This window comes from Paenibacillus sp. USDA918EY, from assembly GCF_009870825.1.
Classification (GTDB): Bacteria; Bacillota; Bacilli; order Paenibacillales; family Paenibacillaceae; genus Paenibacillus_AQ; species Paenibacillus_AQ albilobatus.
Genome location: NZ_WTWY01000006.1, coordinates 162,944 through 184,702 on the forward strand (window position 1 = coordinate 162,944; position 21,759 = coordinate 184,702).

Here is a 21,759-nt window from a genome sequence, read left to right on the forward strand (position 1 = left end):
ACGTTTTCGAATCAAAAGGACACATGTAAAAAGACCCAAGGGAATCTCTCCCTTGAGTCTACTTTTTGGGTGATGCATCATCCGGATATTTAATCATTTCGAGCTTTACATCTCCATTGCCATACGTTTCATAAGAAGAAAAATAAATGCGGTCGACTTCGATCAAATTCCAGAGCATCTCATCCGCAATGGTTATTTCGAATGGCTTTGCGTTTTTATCGTATGGATTTTTCACGGTGATGGTGCTGCTCCCTCTTTCCCCGGTTTCTTTACCGATGACCTGGATATAAGAAGCGGTGGACGAAACCTGATCATTGCATGAGGAGAAGCAAACGGCGAAAATACAACTCAGAATAAAACGAAGGGTTAGCCTCAAGGAATCACCCCATATCATCAAGATCTATGGTAATAACATTAACTATATCCTCGCCTGAAGCAACCCTACAATGGATGAACGTTCGCAACCGCCATGGTTTATCCTAAAAAATACGCCATAAACTCTTCGTCGTACATCCGTCCGTCCACGATCAATGCTTCTTTTTCCAGGCCGTAACCGACAAAACCCAATCCCTTATATAGCGCCGCCGCAGCCGTGTTGGCCGTCACCACCGACAGCTGGATCTGCCGCAAGCCTTCGATTTCTTGACCCCGGCGCAAAATTTCCGCCATGAGCTGTTTGGCGATGCCTTTGCCGCGATGAGCGGAAACGACGTACACTCCCCACACCATGCCTTTATGCCGGACCTTCCTGCCCGGTTCCCGGCGGAATCCGGCCATCCCGACAAGTTCGCCCTCTTCCGTAAACGCGCCAAGGATATAATTATCCGGTTCATTGTTGATTCTCAGTTCGACCTCATTCATCGGCGTATGCACTTGATCCTCATAGGAGGAGCCAAAGGCTTCGGGATGCGTTTTCAACGCTTCAAGCCGCAGCTTCCAGAACTCGGCCGCCTGCTCTCGTTGTATGTTTTGAATGTACATTAGGTGACGCTCCTCTCCCTTGGGAATCCCCAAGCAACCCATTCCGTTATTTCCTCCGCTGTTTTTTCGATAAAACGCCTCGCTTTGGTCTCTTGAAAATACATGGTTTCGATCTTCGGCTCATGACGCTCCTCTTCCAGCCATGCGAGTTTCATGTCCCGGTACCGGTTGACTTCGTCTGGCGTAAGGAGCGGTTCAACCGCAAAAGCGCGCGCCTGCCGCAATTGGATGAGTGCATCCTGCGCCCACGGCTCCCGTTTCAGCAAATCGAACTCCAGCTGGCTGACCTCACGGTTATACGTATCCCTGATCTTGTCGGAATCGCCGGCATACTCCCGCTCAAAATCAGCGTAAAGCGTTTCGGTCCACCGGATATCCGTATAAATGTGCGCAAAATACCCCCAAACGAATGCCTTCCAATCCGGGTCCCGGTGTTGGTCCAAATAGGAAACGCAGGCATGCTGAAGCGTTTGAATGCTTGGAAACCGTCCTTCGTGTACCAGGTGGGTAACGCCCTTTTCCTTCCGGGTGACATGCTCCCGGGCATGAATCGCGTCGGGCGAAATGCTGCCTAACAAAAAAGCGGGCGAAGGACCGGGCTCGAATAATCTTTGGGCGACTGCAAAATGGACCATGGGCCATGGCATGGCATATACCTCCTCGTGTTTTACGCTAAAATCTCTTTCGCATCCGCAGGCAGCGTTCTCACATGCTGAAGATATCGAGTCATGTTGGCGTCGTCCTGGAACGGATAATCGTAAGATAGTTCTTCCGCTACCTCGCAGGCCAGTTTTCGGAAAAGACCGCAGGCCCCGGTTTCCACCCGACCCGCTGGCTCCACCGGCTTGCTCTCCGCATAATCTCCCAAATCATCGGTTCTTTTTCTTCGACATACTTCTGCCGCTCATCCGGATACTCACGCATAAGCCTCCGCTTTTCCGCAACGTATAATTGCCCTTCCGACGGATGCTCCCGCAAATAATCCCGGAACAACAGCGCAAACTGCTCGCCGAAGCTTCCCTGCTCCCGGACATGGATGTGCACCCTTTTTTGGCCCGGCGACTCCCTAAAATACCGCTTGGTCCGCTCCTCGTTGTCCGCCTGGTGGATGAAACCGATCGCCTCCATTTGCGGTTTGTACAGCTCAATCGGCTCTAAAGAAGCCACCGAAACCTGAATGTCGATGATGGGTTTGGCCGCCAGCCCCTCCACCGAGGTCGAACCGATATGATCAACCCGAAGGGCAACGTCTCCCAGCGCATGTTTGATGCGTGCTCCGAGCTCCGCGAACTCTCTTTTCCAGTCCGGGTCGTACGGGGCGAGATAATATGTGTTGTCCGGCATAAGGTTCTCCTTGGTTATCCTTGTGATTTCCCTACAAATCCTTCTTAAAATAATAATGCTTGAATCCCCGCGGCGCGTCGTCGATGACGGCGATTTCGCGGTAACCGTGCTTTTTGTAAAACTCCGGTGCCTGGAAGCTGAACGTATTCAGCTTAATGAAGGTGCATCCCTTTTCCCGCGCAATCTTTTCCGCCTCCATCAGCAGCTTGGAGCCTTGTCCTTGCTTTCGATAACGGGGATCCACCCATAAAATGTCGACCTCCAGCCAGTTCCAACACATGACGCTAAGCAGACCGGCAATAATGTTCCCTTCGCCATCCCTTACATGCAAATTGATTTCCTCATAACGATTCTTTAGATCATCCGGCAGCTGGCCGGCGTTAAATTCGATCAGTTTGTTTCTAACGTAGCTGCTTTCTTCATTCGAACTTCTAGATATCATATTCGGCTCATTTCTCCTCTTCTATATGACCTTAAACCTCCAATGTTTCTGATCGAACCATCAATTCCTCGACGGATACGGGATAAAGCGGCTTGCTGAGCTCCAAAATCGCTTTAGCGTAGTCTTGTATTTCTTTTTGGGCGTCATGCTCCAATCTTTGGTTCAAAAAATGGCAAACCGCCTGCAGCGACGCCGTCCAATACCATCTCACGTACATGCCGTAGGAAGGCAAAAATAATCGCGCCTGCTCCGCGCAAACGCCGTCCTGCAGGGCGGCTTCATATTTTTGAACGCCCAGCTCGATATAATCGATCAATTCCTTCGTTAATTTTTGCCCCGCTTCATTCCCGAGCGCAGCCCCGCTGCCCTGTTTGGAATTTTCCGGCTTGCTCCGCCATTGTTGTTCTCCCGGTATGTAAAATGTCGGTTCTTCCGTAATATATCGACGGCTCGACTCGTTCCACGCCTCCAAGCTGTCGCCCGTTCCTTCGGCATGCGCGGAGCCTATAACGTATTTCCACCATTGCCTTGCCACCATCAGCGGCGCGTAAATTTCAAATTGCATGATCACGTGACGAAATGGTGAAGTATGCCCCTCTCGGGCCAAAAATTTGATCAACCGGATATCTTTGTCATTCAACTCCTTCGACTCTTTGGCATAAGACACCCGTGCCGCATTCACGACCGTCAAATCGGATCCCATATGGTTGACCAGCCGTACATACCCTTTATCCAAAACCTCGATCATCGACATCATCCATTCCCCCTAGTTTGTTTTCTGCTCGACGTGATGGTACCGTTAAATTCCCATAAACCCGATAACGAGTTTAAAGCTTTTCCTATTCTTGGATGATAGCTTTAAACCTTCCTTCGAATCAAATATGATGACCTTTTTTCCGATCCATAACCTGAAATAGACCGATTGCAGCTTAAACGGTGCCGTAAACCCCCGAACTTCCCTCTCCGTGCCATCCGAATCCTCGAATTCCGTTCGTATAAACCATGTATTGCCGAATCCGATTTCCGTATATTTTTTCAAGCCGTTCACCTCAGTATTTGAATGTGGGCCGATGTAGAATCGTCTCTCTGGATTTCCGATAGGCCCGGATTCCGAATCCCACCGCCAAATACAGCAATGTCGTGACAATCCCGTTGATTGGAGAAAGTACGATTTCCTTACTAGGAACAATATGGATATATCCCGAAATGACCAACGGATTCACAAGCGAATCTTCTACCATATGTAAAATGATGCAAGGCCAAATCGATTTCGTAACCCGATAAAGCTCGATAAACATAACGGCCCAGCAAATCATCGTCAAAAACGCGACGACCGCAAACATCATCCGGCCAACCGGTAGGACAGGCTCCATGTCCGCTTCGGGCAAAAACACCAGGTAATACGGAATATGCCACGCACCCCACACGCAGCCGACAATAAGATACACCTTCCAGTCGCTAAGATGAAGCTTCACAAGCTGTGAGGTCAGAAACCCGCGCCAAATCGTTTCCTCAAAAATATTTTTGATAAAATGGACAGCCAGCATGCCGGCAAACACACCAAAAAATGTTGAAAAGTCTAATCCCGAAAAATCGATCCAACCGGTTCCGGCCCCGATAAGCAGCACAATCCCCGTAACAACGGGAAAAATGAGCAGCGAAGCCACGTACCACTTGACGTTTCCTTGGATATTCGGCCGAAAACCGATCTCCCTGAAGCCTGATTTCGTAAAACAAAGGGACAATATAACCGTCAGCATCGGCAGCACCAGCCAAACGCCCATCCCAAGCGAGCCCCCTTCCGGCTGGTCCGCCATCACGGAATCGACCATAACGCCGATCCAGCCGCTAAGGAGAGCGACCAATACAAAAATAACCATGTTCCATACCGTTCGGTTATACATAAGTCCCTCCAAAAATGATTGATTTCTTACGCCGATATTGATAAAGAATTGTTTGATGAACTCCATTCAAAGGCGAGACGAATCTATTGGAGCGGGTGAACGGTGATAGAGCCATCATTAAACTGACCAGCCTGAGCAATATTCTGAATAAAAAGAATAGCTGCAGTCGCAGCGAATGGTAAACATGGGGTAATTCACCATCCTTACAAAGTTTAATCAACTAAAAGATGTTAACTAGTAGACAAATTTGTTGTGGATTGCATTCGCAAAATATCGGTAGTCGGAGGACACCCAAATAATCGGGCATATTCGCGACTGAATTGAGAAGGACTTTCATAGCCGACATGATATGCAACATCTGCAACGTTGTATTTTTCAGTCATTAAAAGTCGCCGCCCTTCTTGTAATCGCAGCTGTTTCTGATATTGAACGGGGGTCATCGCAGTGACTTGCTTGAAATGTCGATACAGTGATGAAGAACTCATATTGGCGATCTGCGCTAATTCATTAATGCGTAAAGGTTTGTCAAAGTTTGTTTTAATCAGTTCTACTACCTCTGCAATCGTTGCAAAATGACTACCGGATGTGGCAATTTGCTTGAAAACATCCCCTTCTTTTTCATTAAGTAGCCTATAAATGATTTCTTTTATTATTAATGGTGCTAATGCTGATATATCTTTTGGAGTTTCCAATAGTCTTACCAGCCGAATCACCGCATCAAGAAGGCTAGTGTTCATCTTCCCAACAAATAAGCTTTTTGGATAATGATCTATGCTTTCGGGATAAAGATGAGTCTCCTTCATGATTTCAAAGATCTCTCCTGGATCAAGATCAAGTCGGATTGACAAAAAGGGAGCTTCTGGCGAAGGCTTGATCACCTGTCCGGATATTGGCACATCTAAAGATACAGCCAAATAGTCGCAAACGCCGTATTTGTAACTTTCATTGCCCAGAATGATAACTTTTTCTCCTTGAGCAACGATGCATAAGGATGGCCTTTGAATTCTGCATATTGGGACCATGGCATTGGAGTCTTGGATGAGATGGAGTGAAGGAATTAATGTCTTATGATCCCCATCTTTTCCGGTAAACTTTCTGATGAGTCCCGCTAACTCTTGCTGTTGCAAAGTGATTTCGGTCACACGGAACACCTCTGTTCATATGATGTCTCTCATGCTTTTAAATATAAAGTAAAGCATTGAGTTTGTTAAGAGTATGACAAGAATAGGCATAAAGTTGAAAGTTTTCTTATACAGGTCAGAGCAAGTTTTGATCCATAATAAAGCAGGTGCTGATACAAAACAAAAACAGATAAAATGAAAGGATGAGATATCATTGCCGGAACAAAAGGTATGGTATGTTACAGGGGCTTCGAAAGGTCTTGGACTTGCTCTTGTAAAAAAGTTGCTAGAAAACAATTACCGGGTCGCCGCTACATCAAGAAACTTAGAGGATCTAAAACGAGCGGTTGGTCAGGTCCCAGAAGATCGTTTTTTGCCACTCCAAGTGGATTTGAAAAGTTCTGAGTCTATTGATCAATCCATGAAATTGGCATACGAATTTTTCGGACAAATAGATGTAGCGGTAAACAACGCGGGATACGGAATTGGTGGAGCTATCGAGGAACTTTCCAAACAGGAGATCATGTCAAGCTTTGAAGTTAATGTGTTTGGCAGTATTTATGTTATCCAAAGTGTTTTGCCCTACATGAGGGCGAAACGCTATGGCCACATCATTAATATTTCATCCATCGCTGGACTTGCTCCGCACACGGGATGGAGTATTTATGCTGCTACTAAATCGGCCATTATGGGGATGTCTGATGTGTTAGCTCAGGATGTTAAATCTATGGGCATTCATGTAACGGTTGTTGCGCCGGGGGGATTTAGAACTGAGTTTAATACAGCCGAATCTCTTGTTGTGGCGGATTATAAAATCGCGGATTATCTTCCTCTCCATGAGGGCATTAGACAATTTGTATCGAATCATGGCAAGCAACTTGGTGATCCGGAAAAAGCTGCCGAAGTCTTCATCGAGTTGGTAGAATCCGACAACCCACCGACCTGCTTATTTTTAGGATCCGATGCATACCAGCGGGCAACCGAAAAATTAACCGGACTGCTTGAAGATATACAGGTAAATAAGAAAATAAGTGAAAGGACTGATAGTAACTATCAATGATCGCTTGTAGTCGTTGATTGGTTGACGCTCATTTAATGGGCGTCTTTTTTGGTCATTATTTGACCTCCCCTTTTCTCTTCTTCGGGTCTTTGCGTGCTAGTTCCCATTCCGGTTGCATCCATTGATATAATCGGTCTGAAATATGTAAGAGCAGCTCCTTTAATTCTTCGGCGCAGCCAAATAATATACGTCGGCATAATGCCCGAATAAATTTGTTCCCGGCCAATGATCTTGCCGCTTCTTTTTTTTCACATAAGGCTTGAGCTGATTGAGTAACGCTTCCGCATTCGGATTCAATGAAATTTGATCCCTTTTGACTAAAATGAATTCAACGCAAACGTCAAACGCCAACGAGACCATTGAACGATAAGTTTCGCCCACCGGCTCCTCTAAAATTTCGATCATCGCGTTCTCCTTTTCAAAATATGGGGTCGAAACAAGCGGGCGAATCCAATGTCATAGCCGCAAAGAATTCGCCCCGGTCCGCTCAGCTTTTTAGCATCAACTTCCGTTTTGTTTTACCCAATTGGGGATATGGTAGGCAAAATAAGTCGATATTTTCTTCGCCTCCGTCAGCACCAATCGGATGCCTTCTTCGTCTTGAAACCAATTATCCCGATTGATCCGCAGATCGTCCAGCATGACTTGAATGGTTACGCTTGGCGGAAATACCGTTTGATATGTCATCAGCGCCCTTCTGGAAAAATAAGATTTGCATACCATAATGGCCCGCTTCACTTCGATATGGTTGTCTTGTATAACCTTCCAAGAGTTTCTGGCGTTATCAAACGTATTTTTGGCTTGGTCTTCCTTAAGAATGGCGTGCTCAGGGACGCCCATCGAGACGCCGATATCCCGAAAAAATTCCCATTCGGTCATCCCAAGCTTCATATTGTATCCACCCGACGGCAAAATATATGGCGCCATACCGGCAAGGTATAGTTCAGATGCCATGCTCATCGGATCCGTGTGACTTCCCCCCGGCACCAGGATGATATCGGCCGGAAGAATGGGCTCTTCTTCGACAAAAACAAGATCCGTAAGACAATCAAAAGGATATTTCATGTCCAACACCTCCTGTTCGCTCGGACGCTCTAGCAATCTAGTGTTAACTTCCAATATAACATATGACATCCGAAGCCGGAGTGTCGATACAGGAATCTATTATTAAAACCTAATGTGAAAAAATTTTCGTTTCAAATACTCCCGCCTCTCCAAGAAAATCATCGCGTGTTAAATCTTTTTCCCCTAACAATAACCGGTAGTTCGTGATCGTTCCGTCGTGAGAAATGATGATCACCCGCTTGGCGCGGCCAAGGCACCAATCCAATAGTTTCCCGGCGTATATTTCAAAAACGTTTTGATCCATTCGATTAATCCCTTCCGTCCAACAATCCAACCCCAAATCCAATACCTCGCATTCAGGATCAAACACCCGGACCTCTTCCTTGGTGTAAATCTCATCACAGACAAGTGCCGGATAATCAGGATTTTGCGGAAACATGCGGGGACCAACGAGCGGAGTCACATAAATCTTTTTGGCTGGGCATAAAATTCGGGCCGTTTCGATCGTGCGCTTGGTTGGACTGACCAAAACGAGGTCTTCATCATATATAGGTAACTCCTGCCGCAGGGTCTGTATTTGTGAAATTCCGCGACTCGTTAATCCCGGATGCAGCTTGTTTAACTGGTGGGGATAATCGATAAGATGCTCCCCGTGGCCATGGCGGATAAAAACAATCTCCATGTAATCACCTCTCTGCTTAAAAGTTTCATCCATGTTCAAGTTTTCTTTTTTGCGCTGAATTCGATTTCGAAAAAAGGATGCTCCGGATCCGGACAAGAATCACCTTTAAACCCCAAACTTTCGTAAAAGGGAAGTCCTGCGGCGCTTGATTGCCACTGCAGCCATCTGACTTGCCTTGCATCGCACCAGCTTTTGACCGCCTGGAACAATTGGTGACCCACGCCTTTTCTCCGATGGCCGCCGCTAACGAATAGGTCATTTAATCTTGCCGTGCTGTGTCCGGTCCGAATATGCGGGCCATAATCGTGAACCCATGCATATCCCAGCACTTGATTTTCAAGCAACGCCACCGGAATATAATGATCTGCCAGCAATCTTTTTTCCAGCACTCTGCATACAAACAATTCTTTATTCTGGTCTGAATGATCTTCAATGATCGGCCACATTCCGGGAACATCTTCGGGTTCTGCATGGCGGATGATGAGGTTCCTTGTTTGCAAACGAGTACGCCTCCTTTTTTCTTCTCCTACTTGTGCCGTCTATTCTAACATCACGAATATCGTTGAATCACTTCCAAGATCAAGATCAAGTTCAATTCGGCGGCGTCGTTCAATATCAATTGGAGAATCAAGACATCGTGTTGAGATTACCCGGAAGTGTCGGACCTTCCCCGGTTTATGTATGCGATTTTAATATTAGATATACATTCGATCCGGCCAAGCAGGCTTTGATTGCGGATCAAATCGAATTCCAACCTTTTGAAAAATAACAGCGCTTTTTGAATCGCCATTGCAAACGGCCTTCGCCTTGTCTTCCCTGGGGCTGGGGCCGTTTATGCCATCGTCCATCTTCCTTTTCTTCTAAGCCCTGAACTTATTCCACATCCGTTCAAAAAAGCTTTCCCCCTGAATCATCCAATACCGTTCACGTTCAGGCACAAGCGCATAAAAATCCTTATATGCCCCGATCCAACCGTCAGGTACGTAATCTTCAAAAGACATCGGCTCCGGAAAAAGCGAATAAAGCATCTTTTGGTCAAAATCCACATAGATCGTAGGCATAAATTCCAGCACGTCGTCATAACTCCCAAACGCGTCTTCCAGCTCGATTAGCATGCGTGCCAGGTCGCTTGTAGCCACTTTATAGTCGTGTATTTTTTCAAAAAACATTCTGCCGTCGTTTCGTCCAATATTTCAATGCCAAACCGTTCCTCCATCTCGGTATTGAGAAACCAATACTCCCGTTCGGTGATGTACCAGCTCCATTCCTTTCGAAAAACAACGCCAACGATCAAGATTTGCGCATATTCGGGTAAAAGCTTCATGTTGTTCTCCGTCGTTCCCCTTCCTTTCGAAGATCCGTCCCGCCTCCGCCTAAAATGAAAAGACCTATTCCAAAATAAATTTCAGCACCTCGTCCGTATATTTCGAAGGCTCTTCGATTCTCGGAAAATGGCCGCTGTTTTCAAATACGACAATACGCCCGTTGGGGGTTAAATCCCGGAACGCATGCGTTTGTTCTTCGCAGCATACCGGATCATATTTTCCTGACAGAAGCAGCGAAGGATGTTCGACTTGCGGCAGCAGGGGCAGCAAACTCTCAAAAAGCTTCCCTTCCTCCTGCAATCGGCGACCGTGCACATAACTCCTGCCCCACTGGTCTTCCGTCAGGTAGGTATTTTCGAATATGGCGTTGTATTCGCTTGGATCAATCCCATGAAAATAAACCTCATCCCGCCGGTTCCCCAAAAGATTCCCGATGCGGATCCAGGCTTCCCAAAGCTCGCTTGGCGAAAACGAACCATCGATGTATTGAATGCACTCTTGGACTCGATCCGTTTGATTTTCTTGTTCAAACAGCGGCAGGGCGCGTCTGAATAACGATTTCATCGAAAGCGTCTGGTCAAACATCGGCGCTTCATACATGACCTTTTTGACTGCATCCGGATACTGGCTTGCGTACATTAGCGCAATATATCCGCCAAAAGAATGTCCCAAAACGGACCAGCGTTCGATCCCTAATGTGCGTCGCAGCTCTTCGCAATCTTCGATGATGTCTTGAACGCCGAACGAATCCTCCTTGAGGATCGGGTCGGACCGCAGCACTCCCCGCTGATCGATGGCGATCACCCGAATCGACGAAGACAACGCCAACGCCTGATGATACGTAAAATCAATACAGCTCGCGCCGGGGCCGCCATGCAAATATAGCAATGTTTCTTTGCCGGCTTCACCGAACTCCTCGATGTAAATCCTTGTTCCGCGAATCGGTATAAGCTTAGTCATCGTTTTACCTCCGGTTCAAAACCTTATCGTAACTCCTTATAGTACCCATCTACTTCCTCTAAAACGTCTTTCAGCATCTTCAGCGTCTTCATTGGATCCTGCGTCTCTAACCCGTGATTAGCCCCGTCTATGACAAGCATTCTGGCGCTCGAAATTTGGTTCCTCTCTATTTCCGTAAATACCGGATCATCGGTCCCGGTCACGACCAAACAATTATTTTCATGGATATATGGAATCGTACGGCTCAGCGGGGTCAGAAAAACATGCTTTACATCGATCCCCAATTTCTCGGCCAGCAAGCCGGCGATCAAGGTCCCTAAGCTTTTGCTCAAAAAGACGATTTGTTTGTATGGGGAGAGATCTATCGTCTGAAAAGCTCCTTCCAGATCGGAAACGATGTTATGGATCGATTCGTCATCGAATTCAGGTTTAAGGCGCGCGCTTTGGTAACCGTATTCGAGCGATAACGCATCGAATCCATATTGGAAAGCCAATTTTCTCGGGTAGTGAAAAAGCGGCAGTTCGGTGCCGTATTGAGCGCCTGGAAATTCGACGACGAGCGTGGCAGCGCCCTCGGTTTCGAATTTTTTGAACATCGCCTGCGCATTCCATGAAGTAGGAAACTTCAATTCCTGGACTTTCATCTCGTTCATCCTTCCGAATCGTATTTTGTACTTAGCCTTCAACCCAGCATCATTTGGTACTAAACCTTTGAATGTATTTTTTTATATCTTTCCGGTACGTTTCTCTATAACTTTGGTTCGTAAATTCGCCGATGGCTTTTCGCCAAAAAGATATGGCGGCAGTATTGTTTTCCATTTGAGCCACCGCCCAGTTGGCTTTAAACAAGGCAAACGCTTTTTTGGCAGCGGCAGAGCCAACCCCGGTTCTTCTGAATTTCGGCAAAACCATAAAATCATAAATGACGTGCGTCGGATCCGGATCCGTATCCAGATTTTCGAATAACACGACCAAGAAGCCGGCGATTTTTCCCGAGAGCATAATAAAATACGGATTCCATCTAGGATCCCCTTGCCAAAAATAATCGATATTCGCCTCAAATCTTCCATCTTCATTTAAGTCTTCTTCAGTATACGGGCTAAAATCATAATGATAGAATTGGTACAAATTCGATAAAAGAGGTTTCTCTGCATAAGCAACCGGGCGAAGTTCAACTTCCATGCTTTTCTCCTTAAGGGCTTGTATGTTATTCAAAAAGGAAGCTCCTTGCTCCCATATTCAATCCCGAGCTAACTTCCCTTCGAAAATTTACGGTAATTCTTCCGTATGAGTAAGGATTCACCGGCTTTATTGTTTGGTTATAAACTATCCGGTCCGCTTCATCACGATCTCCTAATCGACCCGACCCACATATCCCCAGTCCCAATAAAATACGATCGTTCCACCTTGCCCCCGATCATGTATTCCTTGGTTTCAACCGCTTTTTTCCGTGCCTGCTCGATCTCTTCCTCTGTTTCCAAATCGCTTTCCCATACGTGATAACCATTGACGCATCTTTCCCATGTAAAAAGACCAAAAGAAGGATGCTTGATCTGGTAAGGGAACTGCTTGGGTTCCGGGCTCGGCATAAAAAGCTGATCATAATATTCGATTTCCGAACGGACGGCCGCGACGACCTGCGAATCCATAAATTCGGGATCCCCCACCCAAATTTTCAAATAATACGGCTTCTTCAGCTCGATGAGTTTCTGTTCCCATTCCAGATAGATTACTATAAGCTGCTCCAGAACCTGCTTTCTGAATTTATAAGGGGGATTTTTTTTGCCGACCTCGTTTTCGCTGATTTGATGCAGGTTATAAAAGGGGCTGATCCATAGTTTCACGTATTCTTTTTGGTGTTTGCACAAGCCTTCTACATCCAACTCCTGATGATACGCTCCCCAATCCGGGAGTTTTCTCGCCCTTCTGCTCATTCCTCTCGTCTTCTTGCGGATGGAGGTGAATTTGTGTTTCATTGATGTCCCCTTATAATAAATGAAATTCCATGATTTTGCGTTTAACTAAGCTTCTAGTAGCACCGGCCTAATCAGACGGAATAGTTGATGCGAATCGACCTTTTCGTAATTCCAAAGCATAATCACCCTTAAATCATTTGCAGGATCATGCCAAATTTCGGAGCGGAATCCCGGCGTGCCGCCGCCGATCAAACGAATATCAGGCTTCAAAAACCACCCGTACCCGTAACTCAAATTCGGATCAAATGACGTGGCATAATACGGCGTAAACATCTTATCCATCGTCTCTTGCTTCAGCAGTTCCCCGCCAAACAAAGCCCGGCACCATCGGTCCAAATCGCGGACGGTCGAAAAAAGCTCTCCCGGCGCATCGGCATCGCTTAGCTTATCATTGTCTGCATTGGTTATTTTTCCGTTCTCCAAAGCATGTCCGTATGCACGCCCGGGGTTGATGTTCCGCGGGTTATCCGCTCCGGTGGATTCCATAAGTAAAGGCGAAAAGAACCATGAGTCCAAAACTTCCTCATATGCCATCCCCGTCAATGCTTCAAAAATGTATCCGAGCATAATGAAACCGGTGCTGCTGTACGCCCATCGCTCACCCGGTTTGAATTGCTGCTCCAGTTGGAGCAAATAATCGATAAAATCCCGGTTTTCCGCCTTCCATCGGCTCATCTCCAAACGCAAATCAGGTACCCCGTAAATATCCTGCAGCCCGGAGGAATGACTCAGCAAATGATGGATCGTGATGTCCGAATGAAGGCCCTTAAACTTCTCAACGTATGCTCCCGGATGTTGATCCAAATCGATTAAACCTTGCTCGTACAGCTTAAGCGTTGCGGCAGCAATAAACATTTTCGTGACGGAAGCAATGTGGAATTTGGTGCCGATCCGATTTGGAACGTTTAGCTGCATACTGGCATGGCCGTAGGATTTGCTGAACACTTCTTTGCCTTCTTTTGAAATGAATACGTTGCCGGATAAAACATGGTCCCGCCGGTAATTCTCGATGATTTCCTCGATTCGTTCGAACATCGTGATCACCTCATTCGTATTGTCGGGAGCAGTTTGCTGTCTTTCCTGCCGCCCTTGTTGGGAACCCTAAACTTGCAGATCCGTCATGGCTCCTATTTCCTCGATAAGTCTCGTTTGGTTTGCTTCCACATATGTAAAAAGAAGATCAAACAGATTCTCGTCCCCACGGTATAAATACAGATGTTCCGCTTCCTTCTCAACCCGTTCCAGCACCTGTTGAATGGCTGCCCCATGGGTTTTGGTAGGATTCGCCACTTCATATTCGGCCAAAAGATTCACGTTTGCTCGCAGTTTATCTGTACGAACCCCGTACTCAGCTAAAATATGTTTGATGTTTTTCTTGACGTTCAAGTCATTACGGGACCGTATTCTCTCCAACGCTTCGATCGTTTTATCCAAATGCCTGCCACTGGAGTTTTCCAAAAAAACCCGAATCCCGTTCATCGCCAATTCCGTGTCCAAATCGATCAAAAGCAGGATGTCCCAAAGCACCTCGGGGATCGACCCTACCTCCTCTCGTAAACAAGCAAATTCTTCATCGTAGATTCGAAGAGCGATTTGCCCTACGATTTCCTCCCCGGACATACGCCGAAGATCATCCGCCGGGATCAGTTTATATATCTGATCTTGTATTTCCTTGATACTCGTCAATGTCTTCGGCACACCTTTCAACATGGCTCGCGGTTTTTTTCATCAAAATACCGACAATCGGCTGTTCGTTGTAGTCGACCATTTCCTTGAGGCCGTAGGGGATAAAGCCGTTTTTATGGTAAAACTTGAGCGCCGGCGTATTCGGGTTGTGGCAAATCAGGTGCAGTTCAAGCAAATGCAGCTCATCCCTAACGGTCTTAAGCATCGTATCGAGCAAAAACTTCCCGGCTCCCCGTCCCCGATAACTTGGGTTGATGATCACGTTCCCAAGCCAACAGCGGCTGTCGGCCTCCACATCATACAAATTGCAATAACCCGCAATCGTTTCGAAGTCCAATATAACCGTTGGATGCAACCTTTCCTTCGCGACCTCTTCCAAATGTGCCGGATCAAGCGGAAACGTCCCCCGCGGAAACATATAAAACTGTTCGTCTTGGTTTTGAGGAAAAGAGGCGATGATTTTAAAATCTTCTTTTTGGGCTCTGCGTGAAATAAACATGGCGCGCGATTCTCCTTTCCATGCGTGGTTTTAATGCTTTTTGCTGTCTAAAGCCGATCGTGTGGTCTTACCCCTTCATGCCGGAGATTATTTTGGATGCCTTGCGAAAACTGTCTTCGAACTCTTGCTCTTTGCCTTGGATGACATTGAGCCGGCTACTCGGGAACTTCAATATACCCGGATACCCTCTCCTGTAATATCTCGATCAGTTCTTCGTCCATAAACTCAAAATCATCCGGAATGTTTAGGCAAATCAACCGCTTGCTCGAGCATTCGCTTGAAAATCTCTCCCTTAGCCTTCGAACATGCTTTTTCTCCATGGCAAAAATGATATCGGCCCATCCAATATGACCCGCGGTTACCTTAATTCTTGCTCCTTCTTCCGTTCCGGCTGAACGAACTTCATATCCGTTAACCCCATGGAAAATCTTCTCGGCGGTTAAACTCCGCCATTTATTGCGACTGCAAATAAAAAGTAGTTTAATGTGTGTCACCTGTTCCTTCATTGTTTTCTAAATTATAGCACTTTAGACGTTTTTAAATGATAGGGTCTATTCAGGAAAAATATCTATCTTCTTCCGAGTATCATTTTAATTTTAAGTTGTTTTCTTGGACTAGAGTAATTATAAAGGCTGCTAAAGTTAATATTTGAAAAAAACCGACTATGATTGGTATGAAGCCCCCCCATAATCCCCAATCCCATGGGAAACTCACCCATCCACCTACACCTTCGGCGAAACGAGCATATAAAATAAATCCTACGCCAGGTACAATGGATATTAAAATCCACACTAGCAACGTCGATCGATCAAATCTATTCACTAGATATGTATTCGTTATAAGAAAGAGAAACAGTAAAATATATATAACAACTGTAGACCCATCCGCCCCTTCGATTAATATACTCGAATTAAAAATCAGGCTGCATAAAAAGTAGCTGCATAATATAAGAATTAAACCTGCAACTCCGTTCAAAGATCTCTTCCCCTTTGATCAAGATCGTTATCGTAAATCCTTTTGCTGGAGTTATTTATATCGCCTATTCCTTCATGAATGACATGGCAATAAGGAACGCTCGACAGTCCTTTTTTTGAATCAGTTCTAAGGTCTTTTCTCCCAGGGCGTCAAAGTGCCAACAACCGTTCTTTTGGCGCCGTTTTGAATACTATGGATGACCCCGTTTGATATTTCATCGTTCGTTAGCCAACGGGATGCCTCATTTTCAATGACGAAACCAAGCTGCACTTGATGGTACTCACAGTTCGGAATCCCTCCGATTTCTTCCCCGATTTCATCCAGGTTCGAACGGCTGCCTAAAACGTGATACAAGCTCCACTCCCGGTCCGAAGCCGATCTTATTGCGTTACTGATGGCGTGGATGATTTTCGCGTCATTTCGATGGATCCAGGCAACGACAATGTTATAGGCTCCATGGGCAGCAACCGAGCTGCAAATCTCGCGGGTTAACAACTCCTCGTCATTGTAATCGACCAGCATCGGGATGATGGTTGAACAGGCCTCGGTTAGCTTATTCATTTTGCGACTGCTTCTGCCAATAACGGATACGATGTAACCTTGATCGGCCAGCCACAAAGAAGCTTTTGCAAGCATCCCCGAACCGCCGACAACCAAAGCATGCTTCATCAAATCTCCTCCTCACGCACAGCTATCAACTTTTGCTATAAAAATACGGTCCGCACATCGATTCATGCGTGTGTACATACGTCCAAGAAAAATTTTTATCAAACACATAAATGTCCTGCTCGGAATCAAAATCAGCCGAAACCACTTGATTCGCATGGCTGTACAGCCAAACGTCGGGCGAGTTCTGATACATGACATACAGTTCGTCTTTAGAGGCTGCATCAAACGCTTCTCTCGCCAAGTAATCTATCAAACACTCTTGCTTTTTATAACTGAATATATGCCATTTAAATTGGTTGTAGTAGATGGACTCCTTGACGTCTAGGCTGATGTTTTGCGCAAATGCGCGATCCCATGAATCGATGATTTTTTGGGAATCTTCAAGAACTTCCGAAATGAGCACGCCTTTGTCGGTTACATTTTTTCTGAACAGATAATTTTTATGAATGGATACAAGCGGCCAATAAAGCTTCTCCAGCTCGCTTTCCGGTAACGCGTCCAAAATTTCATTCATTTGATTTCTAATCATAAAGGGCCTCCTCGGAGTTGAAATCTCCATGATCAAATCTGAAAATCAGCTTGATTCCGTCATTTTTGGTTTCGGCGATCTCCTCTTGGCAAGATCCGGATGTATATAAAACGCCGTATTTATTCGGTTTCCAACCCCAAATCTCCGACAAATCATGCAAATATAAAGGGTACAGATTGTTAATGATAAATTTCGTATGTGGGTCCGTTAGTTCCACGGTAACTTTCATTTTAGCCTCTCCCATTCCGTCACGTAACGCATTGCGTTCAGCCCTTTTTCTTAATCGGGCAATATATTTTCACTTCATTTCCGGGATCGTCGTTTTCGATGATCGTCTGTTGATCATACCGTTCAAAATAATAGGAAATGTCTGCCCACACTTAAGGGCTCTTTGGCTTCCAAGTCGTCAGTCCCTGCGGCTGCTTCTCGTGCCAACGCATCAATTCGTTGAAGTTTTGAATATTGTGATCCATGACGGCTTCGTAAATTTGAATGGAGGGGATTTTGATACCGTTTTTAATGGCTTCCTCTTTAAAGGTCAAAATCGTTTTTCTTTTTGCATCATCAAGCGCATTTTTCAGCGGTTCGACTAAATCCCTTGCGCACGGCCCCGGATGGTCATGAGCCAAAAGCCACATATCGAGCTTCCAGACTTCCCCGTCATCATTTTTGTATCTGATCTGAAAATACAGACCTTGATCCGGCCCATCCAAATGATTGGAAAATCTTGCCTTGGTGACATTGGGATGTATCGCAAGATTTTTGAGAACTTCAAATCCGCTTTCTACATTTGGTTCATCGCAGTAAATTTCCATATCGATATCCGGATTGACGACCAGATGATACGCTACCGCCCCGACCAAAATCGGGTCTCCCACCGTTTTCCATAAATCCGGCAGGTTTAAGTCCGCCATGATCCTGTGGGCCGTATTTCTTTTGAATTCCGCACGTTCAAGAACGTCCATTTTCTTATACCTCTTTTTTATTGGAATATCGTATCCGTGTCTTTGTTGCGCAGGATGAGTTCAAGACTTCCCTGGGTTGAAAAACCATCAAAATGCACGTGGCCTTAGCGCCTTACCGTCCCCGTATAGATTGATTTGCGTGTCTGGGTAGACTATGTTGCTTATTCCGATGCTTTCCTGGTCCATCATTGCAAATAATACGGGTCTGCCGTTATGTTTTAGGCTTTTGGCGTTGATTTCGATCATAAATCCCCTCTTTGCTGGTTTATTTCTCTGCTTTCCCCATAGACGCGAAGCCATTCCTTCCCGGAAGCCCACGGGGCATCAGGAGCTTGATCCTTTAACATGTCCTCGCATGCTTTGGCGATGATCCATTCTCTTAGGCCGTTGTCTGGGCTTTCTTTTAATTCATTCATCAAATAATCCAATCCTTCATTACCGGTGTTTAGTATTTCGCTGTATCCTTCCAGGTTTGCGTTGATATAGTCCGCAGGATTGCTTGAAGCTTGAATCTTGCCATTGGAAATGATCGCATCCAAATTTCGATCAATGATCGAAAGAGCTTGCTGCTTCGATGAATTTGAACTGCAGGCCGTAATCAAAGCGATTATATAAAGAGAAAGCAGAATGCGTTTCACGATGCCTCGCCTCCATTTTCCAAGGTCCTTGCGCCATTACTTCGAATCCGGCTCCACATTCCTAGCTTGCAAATATGCCTCGATGATTTCTTCTTTCGCTCCCCTGGCTGTTTTCAAAGAATACCATACCCCTTTTTCAGGATACTGGTACACTTTATCATTTTTATTGCCAAATACCGTATATTTACGATTTCCGATAAGCGTCTGGTTTTCGTCCATTCCTTCAAAGCCGACCGATCCGGTTGAAAGCAACAATTCAATGCCGTTTGCAAAATAAACCGTACATGTGGGAGCCGTAAAATGATCGTCGTAGGCCATGATCTTTTTTATTTCCCATTCAGGAATATTAGGGACGGTGCCGATCTTTAAAATACCCGGTATTTCAGTTACGCCGATCCATCTTCTGGATATGTCCTCATTGACCGTCCGGTGCAGAATAAAACCCAACATTGTAATGAGCAGCAATACCGTTGCCACAAAACTTAAAATTATTTTTTTCATCACTCTCTTAGTCCCAATCCATGAAGGCCTGGACGGTTAACTTTTCCTTTCCGCAATCCGGGCAATTCAGCTCGGCATCTTTGGGGATATATTCTATAGGTTTTGGCGGCATGGGCGCCGAGCAGCGCGGGCAGGCATACCGATTGGTATAAGAATCAGCGGTCGACTCCATATGTAAATAGATTGCATTTAATAGGTAACCGCAGGACTGGCATACATACAAACCGTCAAAGCAGTCATAGGTCGATTCCTCTTCATGGTGAATAAATTCAGCGATTCGTTTCTTGCCCTCTTCTTCTTCGTACCATTCCTGAATCGTACTCAAACTGCAGTATCTGAATCCGATGCCTAAAAATATCTCTTGACTATATGAGCAGCGCCCGCAGTTTAATTTGTATGCTTCACCCATGAACCCGCCTCCCAAGCTTTATGCAAACCGATCATACCGAAACCTTTCTTGCTTTAATAAATAGAAACAACGGAATTTTCATTCTTCGATGATACGTCTCCTGATTGTGAAAGTTCTTCTCCTGCGGTTTGGATTCCCTTAAACCTTCGATGACAAAACCCGCTTTTTGCAGCCCGACAAAATAATCCTCGATCGTGCGGTGGTATTTGATCACTTTTCCTCCCAGCCAATCCTGCTCCCGGGAGCCGGTATAAAAATATTGATCCACGATCCAGCTTTGCTTCAAACCTTCCGTTTTGACGGTTCCGTAGGATGAGGTGATCACGGGGTGTTCTACCGAAAAAATAAAGGCGCCTTCTTGCGCAAGCGTATTGTAGACCTGAGCAAAAAGGGTATCGATGTCGTTGATGTAATGTATAACAAGCCGAGAAACGACCAAGTCATAAGAAGATGCAGGAAAATCCCAGGCCTCAATGGCGGTATGAATCACCTTTCCGTTGTTCCTCGTCATTATATCCTTTGAAAGTTCGAACATTTTCTTGGATCCTTCGATTCCCGTATAAGAGCTGGCCCCCAAATCCAAAAGTTCATTGCCGAATGCGGCGGTCCCGCAACCCAGGTCTAAGACGTCTTTATCTGTTACTTCGCCTAGTAGGTCCATAAAAACAGGTTTCTCAATCGTATCGTTTGCGTTTTCGTCCCATCGTCTTCGTTCAAGATATTTGGTGAGAAGCTGTTCGTCATCATAAAATTGCGATCCTTTGTAAACCATTGCCGGCTGCTCCCTCCTTTGCCTTCTGAATGATATTCCCGACATGCCGAATGTATTAGAAGCTTACCGAGGCATGAGCGTAATCGCTGCTTTTAACCCCTTTATCCCGTCTTCATCAGCGGCCTTTTATTTAACGAATCCGGGCCACGATAACCATTGGCTTTTATCACCGTGATTTCCTCCTAAAAAACGCAAAAAATATTGAATGTTGGAATTATATTCGCTAAACGTCCTCCATGGACATCAAGGAGTAGCATCATAAAATCGGGTTCGGACAAGGTACGGTTGCGGAGGATTGCTTTGCGCTCCGTTTCTTTTTATAATGCTGCGCAACTGTGATATACTGTTTATATGGTAAACATTTTTGAGGGAGACTTCTACGGTCGATTAGGGGGTAGATTCTAATGAGTAATGACGATATGACACCGGAAGAAGCGGCGAAGATGCTTCCTGCCGGCGCGGCTCTCGGCTGGGGGTTGGTAAAGCCGCCGCAGCGGGGGCCTAAGCGGGAGATGAGCATCGACCAGATCGTGTCGAAGGCGGTTGAAATCGCAGACCAGGATGGCCTCGCCGCCGTCTCGATGAACCGGATCGCGTCCGCGCTCGGCTTTACGGCGATGTCTCTCTACCGCTATATCCCGAGCAAAGACGACCTGCTCATCCTCATGCAGGATGCAGCATGCGATATTCCTCTGCCTCCGGAGCGCCCCCCGCATGAATGGCGGGAGAGCATGCGCGAATATGTGCTGGGAACGGTCGCTATTTTTCGGAAACATCCATGGTATGGGGATATTCCGATTCTCGGCATTCCGATCACGCCTAACAATCTACGGATCGTCGATTGGGCGCTCCGGCCGCTGCAGGATATGCCCCTGGACGATTTCGAGAAAATGTCGATCGTTCTTCTGCTGAGCGGCTATGCCCGTAATTGCGGGATGCTCCGGCGCGACATCGATCGGGCTGTTCAGGCCGGTTCGAGCGAGGAAGCGTTCAGCGGCATCAATTATTCGGCGGCGCTGCGGACGCTGGTCAAGCCGGAACAATATCCGAACCTGCACCCGATCGTCATGTCCGGGGCTTATACGGGCGAAAACGAGGCTGAAAACACCGTAGGCGATGATCTGGAGTTCGGGTTAGAGCGGGTGCTGGACGGGATCGAACAATATTTGAATCGGAAACTGAGCAGCGGCGCCAACGGATAATTTTGCCGCTCAACAAAATAGGCTGCTTCCCAGGATGAGTCCTGGAAGCAGCCT

The 21,759-nt window shown here is 46.2% G+C and carries 33 protein-coding genes; 2 read left to right on the forward strand and 31 right to left on the reverse strand.

What is annotated here, in order from left to right; translation table 11 throughout:
- Positions 1-58: 58 nt before the first annotated feature.
- The 10 genes from GQY55_RS14620 to GQY55_RS14665 form a co-directional block, all read right to left on the reverse strand.
- Complete coding sequence (locus GQY55_RS14620) at positions 59-235, reverse strand: hypothetical protein (protein ID WP_160042609.1); 177 nt, start codon at positions 233-235, stop codon at positions 59-61.
- A gap of 239 nt (positions 236-474) precedes the next feature.
- Positions 475-981 carry a GNAT family N-acetyltransferase gene (locus GQY55_RS14625; protein WP_236575617.1) on the reverse strand — a complete coding sequence of 169 codons (507 nt, stop codon included), beginning with the start codon at positions 979-981 and terminating at the stop codon, positions 475-477.
- Positions 981-1,628, reverse strand: a complete 648-nt coding sequence (locus GQY55_RS14630) for a hypothetical protein (protein WP_160042611.1) — start codon at positions 1,626-1,628, stop codon at positions 981-983. Before GQY55_RS14630 ends, GQY55_RS14625 begins: the two co-directional genes overlap by 1 nt.
- 20 nt (positions 1,629-1,648) lie before the next feature.
- The gene (locus GQY55_RS31950) at positions 1,649-1,822 is read right to left on the reverse strand and encodes an aminoglycoside 6-adenylyltransferase (protein WP_328803739.1); all 174 of its coding nucleotides are present in this window, start codon (positions 1,820-1,822) and stop codon (positions 1,649-1,651) included.
- Positions 1,756-2,325, reverse strand: coding sequence for a GrpB family protein (locus tag GQY55_RS14640; protein ID WP_160042613.1), 570 nt, complete (start codon positions 2,323-2,325; stop codon positions 1,756-1,758). Before GQY55_RS14640 ends, GQY55_RS31950 begins: the two co-directional genes overlap by 67 nt.
- Positions 2,326-2,356: 31 nt before the next feature.
- Positions 2,357-2,767 (reverse strand): GNAT family N-acetyltransferase, encoded by a 411-nt coding sequence (locus GQY55_RS14645; RefSeq protein ID WP_160042614.1) that lies wholly within the window; start codon positions 2,765-2,767, stop codon positions 2,357-2,359.
- A 31-nt stretch (positions 2,768-2,798) separates the two neighbouring features.
- Entirely contained in the window at positions 2,799-3,521 is a 723-nt protein-coding gene (gene thyX, locus GQY55_RS14650; RefSeq protein WP_160042813.1) for an FAD-dependent thymidylate synthase, read from the reverse strand.
- 45 nt (positions 3,522-3,566) lie between these two features.
- Complete coding sequence (locus GQY55_RS14655; protein ID WP_160042615.1) at positions 3,567-3,806, reverse strand: DUF3977 family protein; 240 nt, start codon at positions 3,804-3,806, stop codon at positions 3,567-3,569.
- A gap of 10 nt (positions 3,807-3,816) precedes the next feature.
- Positions 3,817-4,671 (reverse strand): CPBP family intramembrane glutamic endopeptidase, encoded by an 855-nt coding sequence (locus tag GQY55_RS14660; protein ID WP_201452164.1) that lies wholly within the window; start codon positions 4,669-4,671, stop codon positions 3,817-3,819.
- 230 nt (positions 4,672-4,901) lie between these two features.
- Positions 4,902-5,813, reverse strand: a complete 912-nt coding sequence (locus tag GQY55_RS14665) for an AraC family transcriptional regulator (protein WP_236575618.1) — start codon at positions 5,811-5,813, stop codon at positions 4,902-4,904.
- 193 nt (positions 5,814-6,006) lie between these two features.
- On the opposite strand from GQY55_RS14665, the gene GQY55_RS14670 reads away from it, so the two are divergent.
- The gene (locus tag GQY55_RS14670) at positions 6,007-6,852 is read left to right on the forward strand and encodes an SDR family NAD(P)-dependent oxidoreductase (RefSeq protein ID WP_160042617.1); all 846 of its coding nucleotides are present in this window, start codon (positions 6,007-6,009) and stop codon (positions 6,850-6,852) included.
- Positions 6,853-7,011: 159 nt separating this feature from the next.
- Here the strand turns inward: GQY55_RS14670 and GQY55_RS14675 are convergent, their stop codons facing one another.
- The 21 genes from GQY55_RS14675 to GQY55_RS14775 form a co-directional block, all read right to left on the reverse strand.
- Entirely contained in the window at positions 7,012-7,257 is a 246-nt protein-coding gene (locus GQY55_RS14675) for a hypothetical protein (protein ID WP_160042618.1), read from the reverse strand.
- Positions 7,258-7,353: 96 nt separating this feature from the next.
- Positions 7,354-7,917, reverse strand: a complete 564-nt coding sequence (locus GQY55_RS14680) for a YdcF family protein (protein ID WP_160042619.1) — start codon at positions 7,915-7,917, stop codon at positions 7,354-7,356.
- 109 nt (positions 7,918-8,026) lie between these two features.
- The gene (locus GQY55_RS14685; protein WP_236575619.1) at positions 8,027-8,632 is read right to left on the reverse strand and encodes a histidine phosphatase family protein; all 606 of its coding nucleotides are present in this window, start codon (positions 8,630-8,632) and stop codon (positions 8,027-8,029) included.
- 2 nt (positions 8,633-8,634) lie between these two features.
- Positions 8,635-9,099, reverse strand: coding sequence for a GNAT family N-acetyltransferase (locus GQY55_RS14690; protein ID WP_160042621.1), 465 nt, complete (start codon positions 9,097-9,099; stop codon positions 8,635-8,637).
- 360 nt (positions 9,100-9,459) lie between these two features.
- Positions 9,460-9,768 (reverse strand): hypothetical protein, encoded by a 309-nt coding sequence (locus tag GQY55_RS14695; RefSeq protein WP_328803740.1) that lies wholly within the window; start codon positions 9,766-9,768, stop codon positions 9,460-9,462.
- 219 nt (positions 9,769-9,987) lie between these two features.
- Positions 9,988-10,884 (reverse strand): alpha/beta fold hydrolase, encoded by an 897-nt coding sequence (locus GQY55_RS14700; protein ID WP_160042622.1) that lies wholly within the window; start codon positions 10,882-10,884, stop codon positions 9,988-9,990.
- A 23-nt stretch (positions 10,885-10,907) separates the two neighbouring features.
- Positions 10,908-11,528: a hypothetical protein gene (locus GQY55_RS14705; protein ID WP_160042623.1), complete on the reverse strand. Its 621-nt coding sequence runs from the start codon at positions 11,526-11,528 to the stop codon at positions 10,908-10,910.
- A gap of 49 nt (positions 11,529-11,577) precedes the next feature.
- Entirely contained in the window at positions 11,578-12,099 is a 522-nt protein-coding gene (locus tag GQY55_RS14710) for a GNAT family N-acetyltransferase (RefSeq protein ID WP_236575620.1), read from the reverse strand.
- A 128-nt stretch (positions 12,100-12,227) separates the two neighbouring features.
- Positions 12,228-12,860 carry a hypothetical protein gene (locus tag GQY55_RS14715; protein ID WP_160042625.1) on the reverse strand — a complete coding sequence of 211 codons (633 nt, stop codon included), beginning with the start codon at positions 12,858-12,860 and terminating at the stop codon, positions 12,228-12,230.
- Positions 12,861-12,905: 45 nt separating this feature from the next.
- Positions 12,906-13,895, reverse strand: a complete 990-nt coding sequence (locus GQY55_RS14720) for a serine hydrolase domain-containing protein (protein ID WP_160042626.1) — start codon at positions 13,893-13,895, stop codon at positions 12,906-12,908.
- A gap of 66 nt (positions 13,896-13,961) precedes the next feature.
- Positions 13,962-14,480, reverse strand: a complete 519-nt coding sequence (locus GQY55_RS14725) for a DMP19 family protein (RefSeq protein WP_160042627.1) — start codon at positions 14,478-14,480, stop codon at positions 13,962-13,964.
- A gap of 28 nt (positions 14,481-14,508) precedes the next feature.
- Entirely contained in the window at positions 14,509-15,045 is a 537-nt protein-coding gene (locus GQY55_RS14730; protein ID WP_160042628.1) for a GNAT family N-acetyltransferase, read from the reverse strand.
- A 155-nt stretch (positions 15,046-15,200) separates the two neighbouring features.
- Positions 15,201-15,551: a low molecular weight protein tyrosine phosphatase family protein gene (locus GQY55_RS14735; protein WP_236575621.1), complete on the reverse strand. Its 351-nt coding sequence runs from the start codon at positions 15,549-15,551 to the stop codon at positions 15,201-15,203.
- A gap of 79 nt (positions 15,552-15,630) precedes the next feature.
- Positions 15,631-15,867: a hypothetical protein gene (locus GQY55_RS31405; protein WP_236575622.1), complete on the reverse strand. Its 237-nt coding sequence runs from the start codon at positions 15,865-15,867 to the stop codon at positions 15,631-15,633.
- 279 nt (positions 15,868-16,146) lie between these two features.
- Positions 16,147-16,689, reverse strand: a complete 543-nt coding sequence (locus tag GQY55_RS14740) for a short-chain dehydrogenase (RefSeq protein ID WP_160042629.1) — start codon at positions 16,687-16,689, stop codon at positions 16,147-16,149.
- A 25-nt stretch (positions 16,690-16,714) separates the two neighbouring features.
- Positions 16,715-17,218 (reverse strand): DUF4275 family protein, encoded by a 504-nt coding sequence (locus GQY55_RS14745; RefSeq protein WP_160042630.1) that lies wholly within the window; start codon positions 17,216-17,218, stop codon positions 16,715-16,717.
- Positions 17,219-17,598: 380 nt separating this feature from the next.
- Positions 17,599-18,033, reverse strand: a complete 435-nt coding sequence (locus tag GQY55_RS14755) for a hypothetical protein (protein ID WP_236575623.1) — start codon at positions 18,031-18,033, stop codon at positions 17,599-17,601.
- A 392-nt stretch (positions 18,034-18,425) separates the two neighbouring features.
- The gene (locus GQY55_RS14760; RefSeq protein ID WP_160042632.1) at positions 18,426-18,821 is read right to left on the reverse strand and encodes a hypothetical protein; all 396 of its coding nucleotides are present in this window, start codon (positions 18,819-18,821) and stop codon (positions 18,426-18,428) included.
- 36 nt (positions 18,822-18,857) lie between these two features.
- Positions 18,858-19,322 (reverse strand): hypothetical protein, encoded by a 465-nt coding sequence (locus GQY55_RS14765; protein WP_160042633.1) that lies wholly within the window; start codon positions 19,320-19,322, stop codon positions 18,858-18,860.
- A 7-nt stretch (positions 19,323-19,329) separates the two neighbouring features.
- Positions 19,330-19,731 carry a hypothetical protein gene (locus GQY55_RS14770; RefSeq protein WP_160042634.1) on the reverse strand — a complete coding sequence of 134 codons (402 nt, stop codon included), beginning with the start codon at positions 19,729-19,731 and terminating at the stop codon, positions 19,330-19,332.
- A gap of 31 nt (positions 19,732-19,762) precedes the next feature.
- Positions 19,763-20,503, reverse strand: a complete 741-nt coding sequence (locus GQY55_RS14775; RefSeq protein ID WP_160042635.1) for a class I SAM-dependent DNA methyltransferase — start codon at positions 20,501-20,503, stop codon at positions 19,763-19,765.
- Positions 20,504-20,907: 404 nt separating this feature from the next.
- Between GQY55_RS14775 and GQY55_RS14780 the strand changes: the two genes are divergently transcribed.
- A complete protein-coding gene (locus GQY55_RS14780; RefSeq protein WP_160042636.1) occupies positions 20,908-21,705 on the forward strand; it encodes a TetR/AcrR family transcriptional regulator in 798 nt (265 codons plus the stop codon).
- Positions 21,706-21,759: the final 54 nt, after the last annotated feature.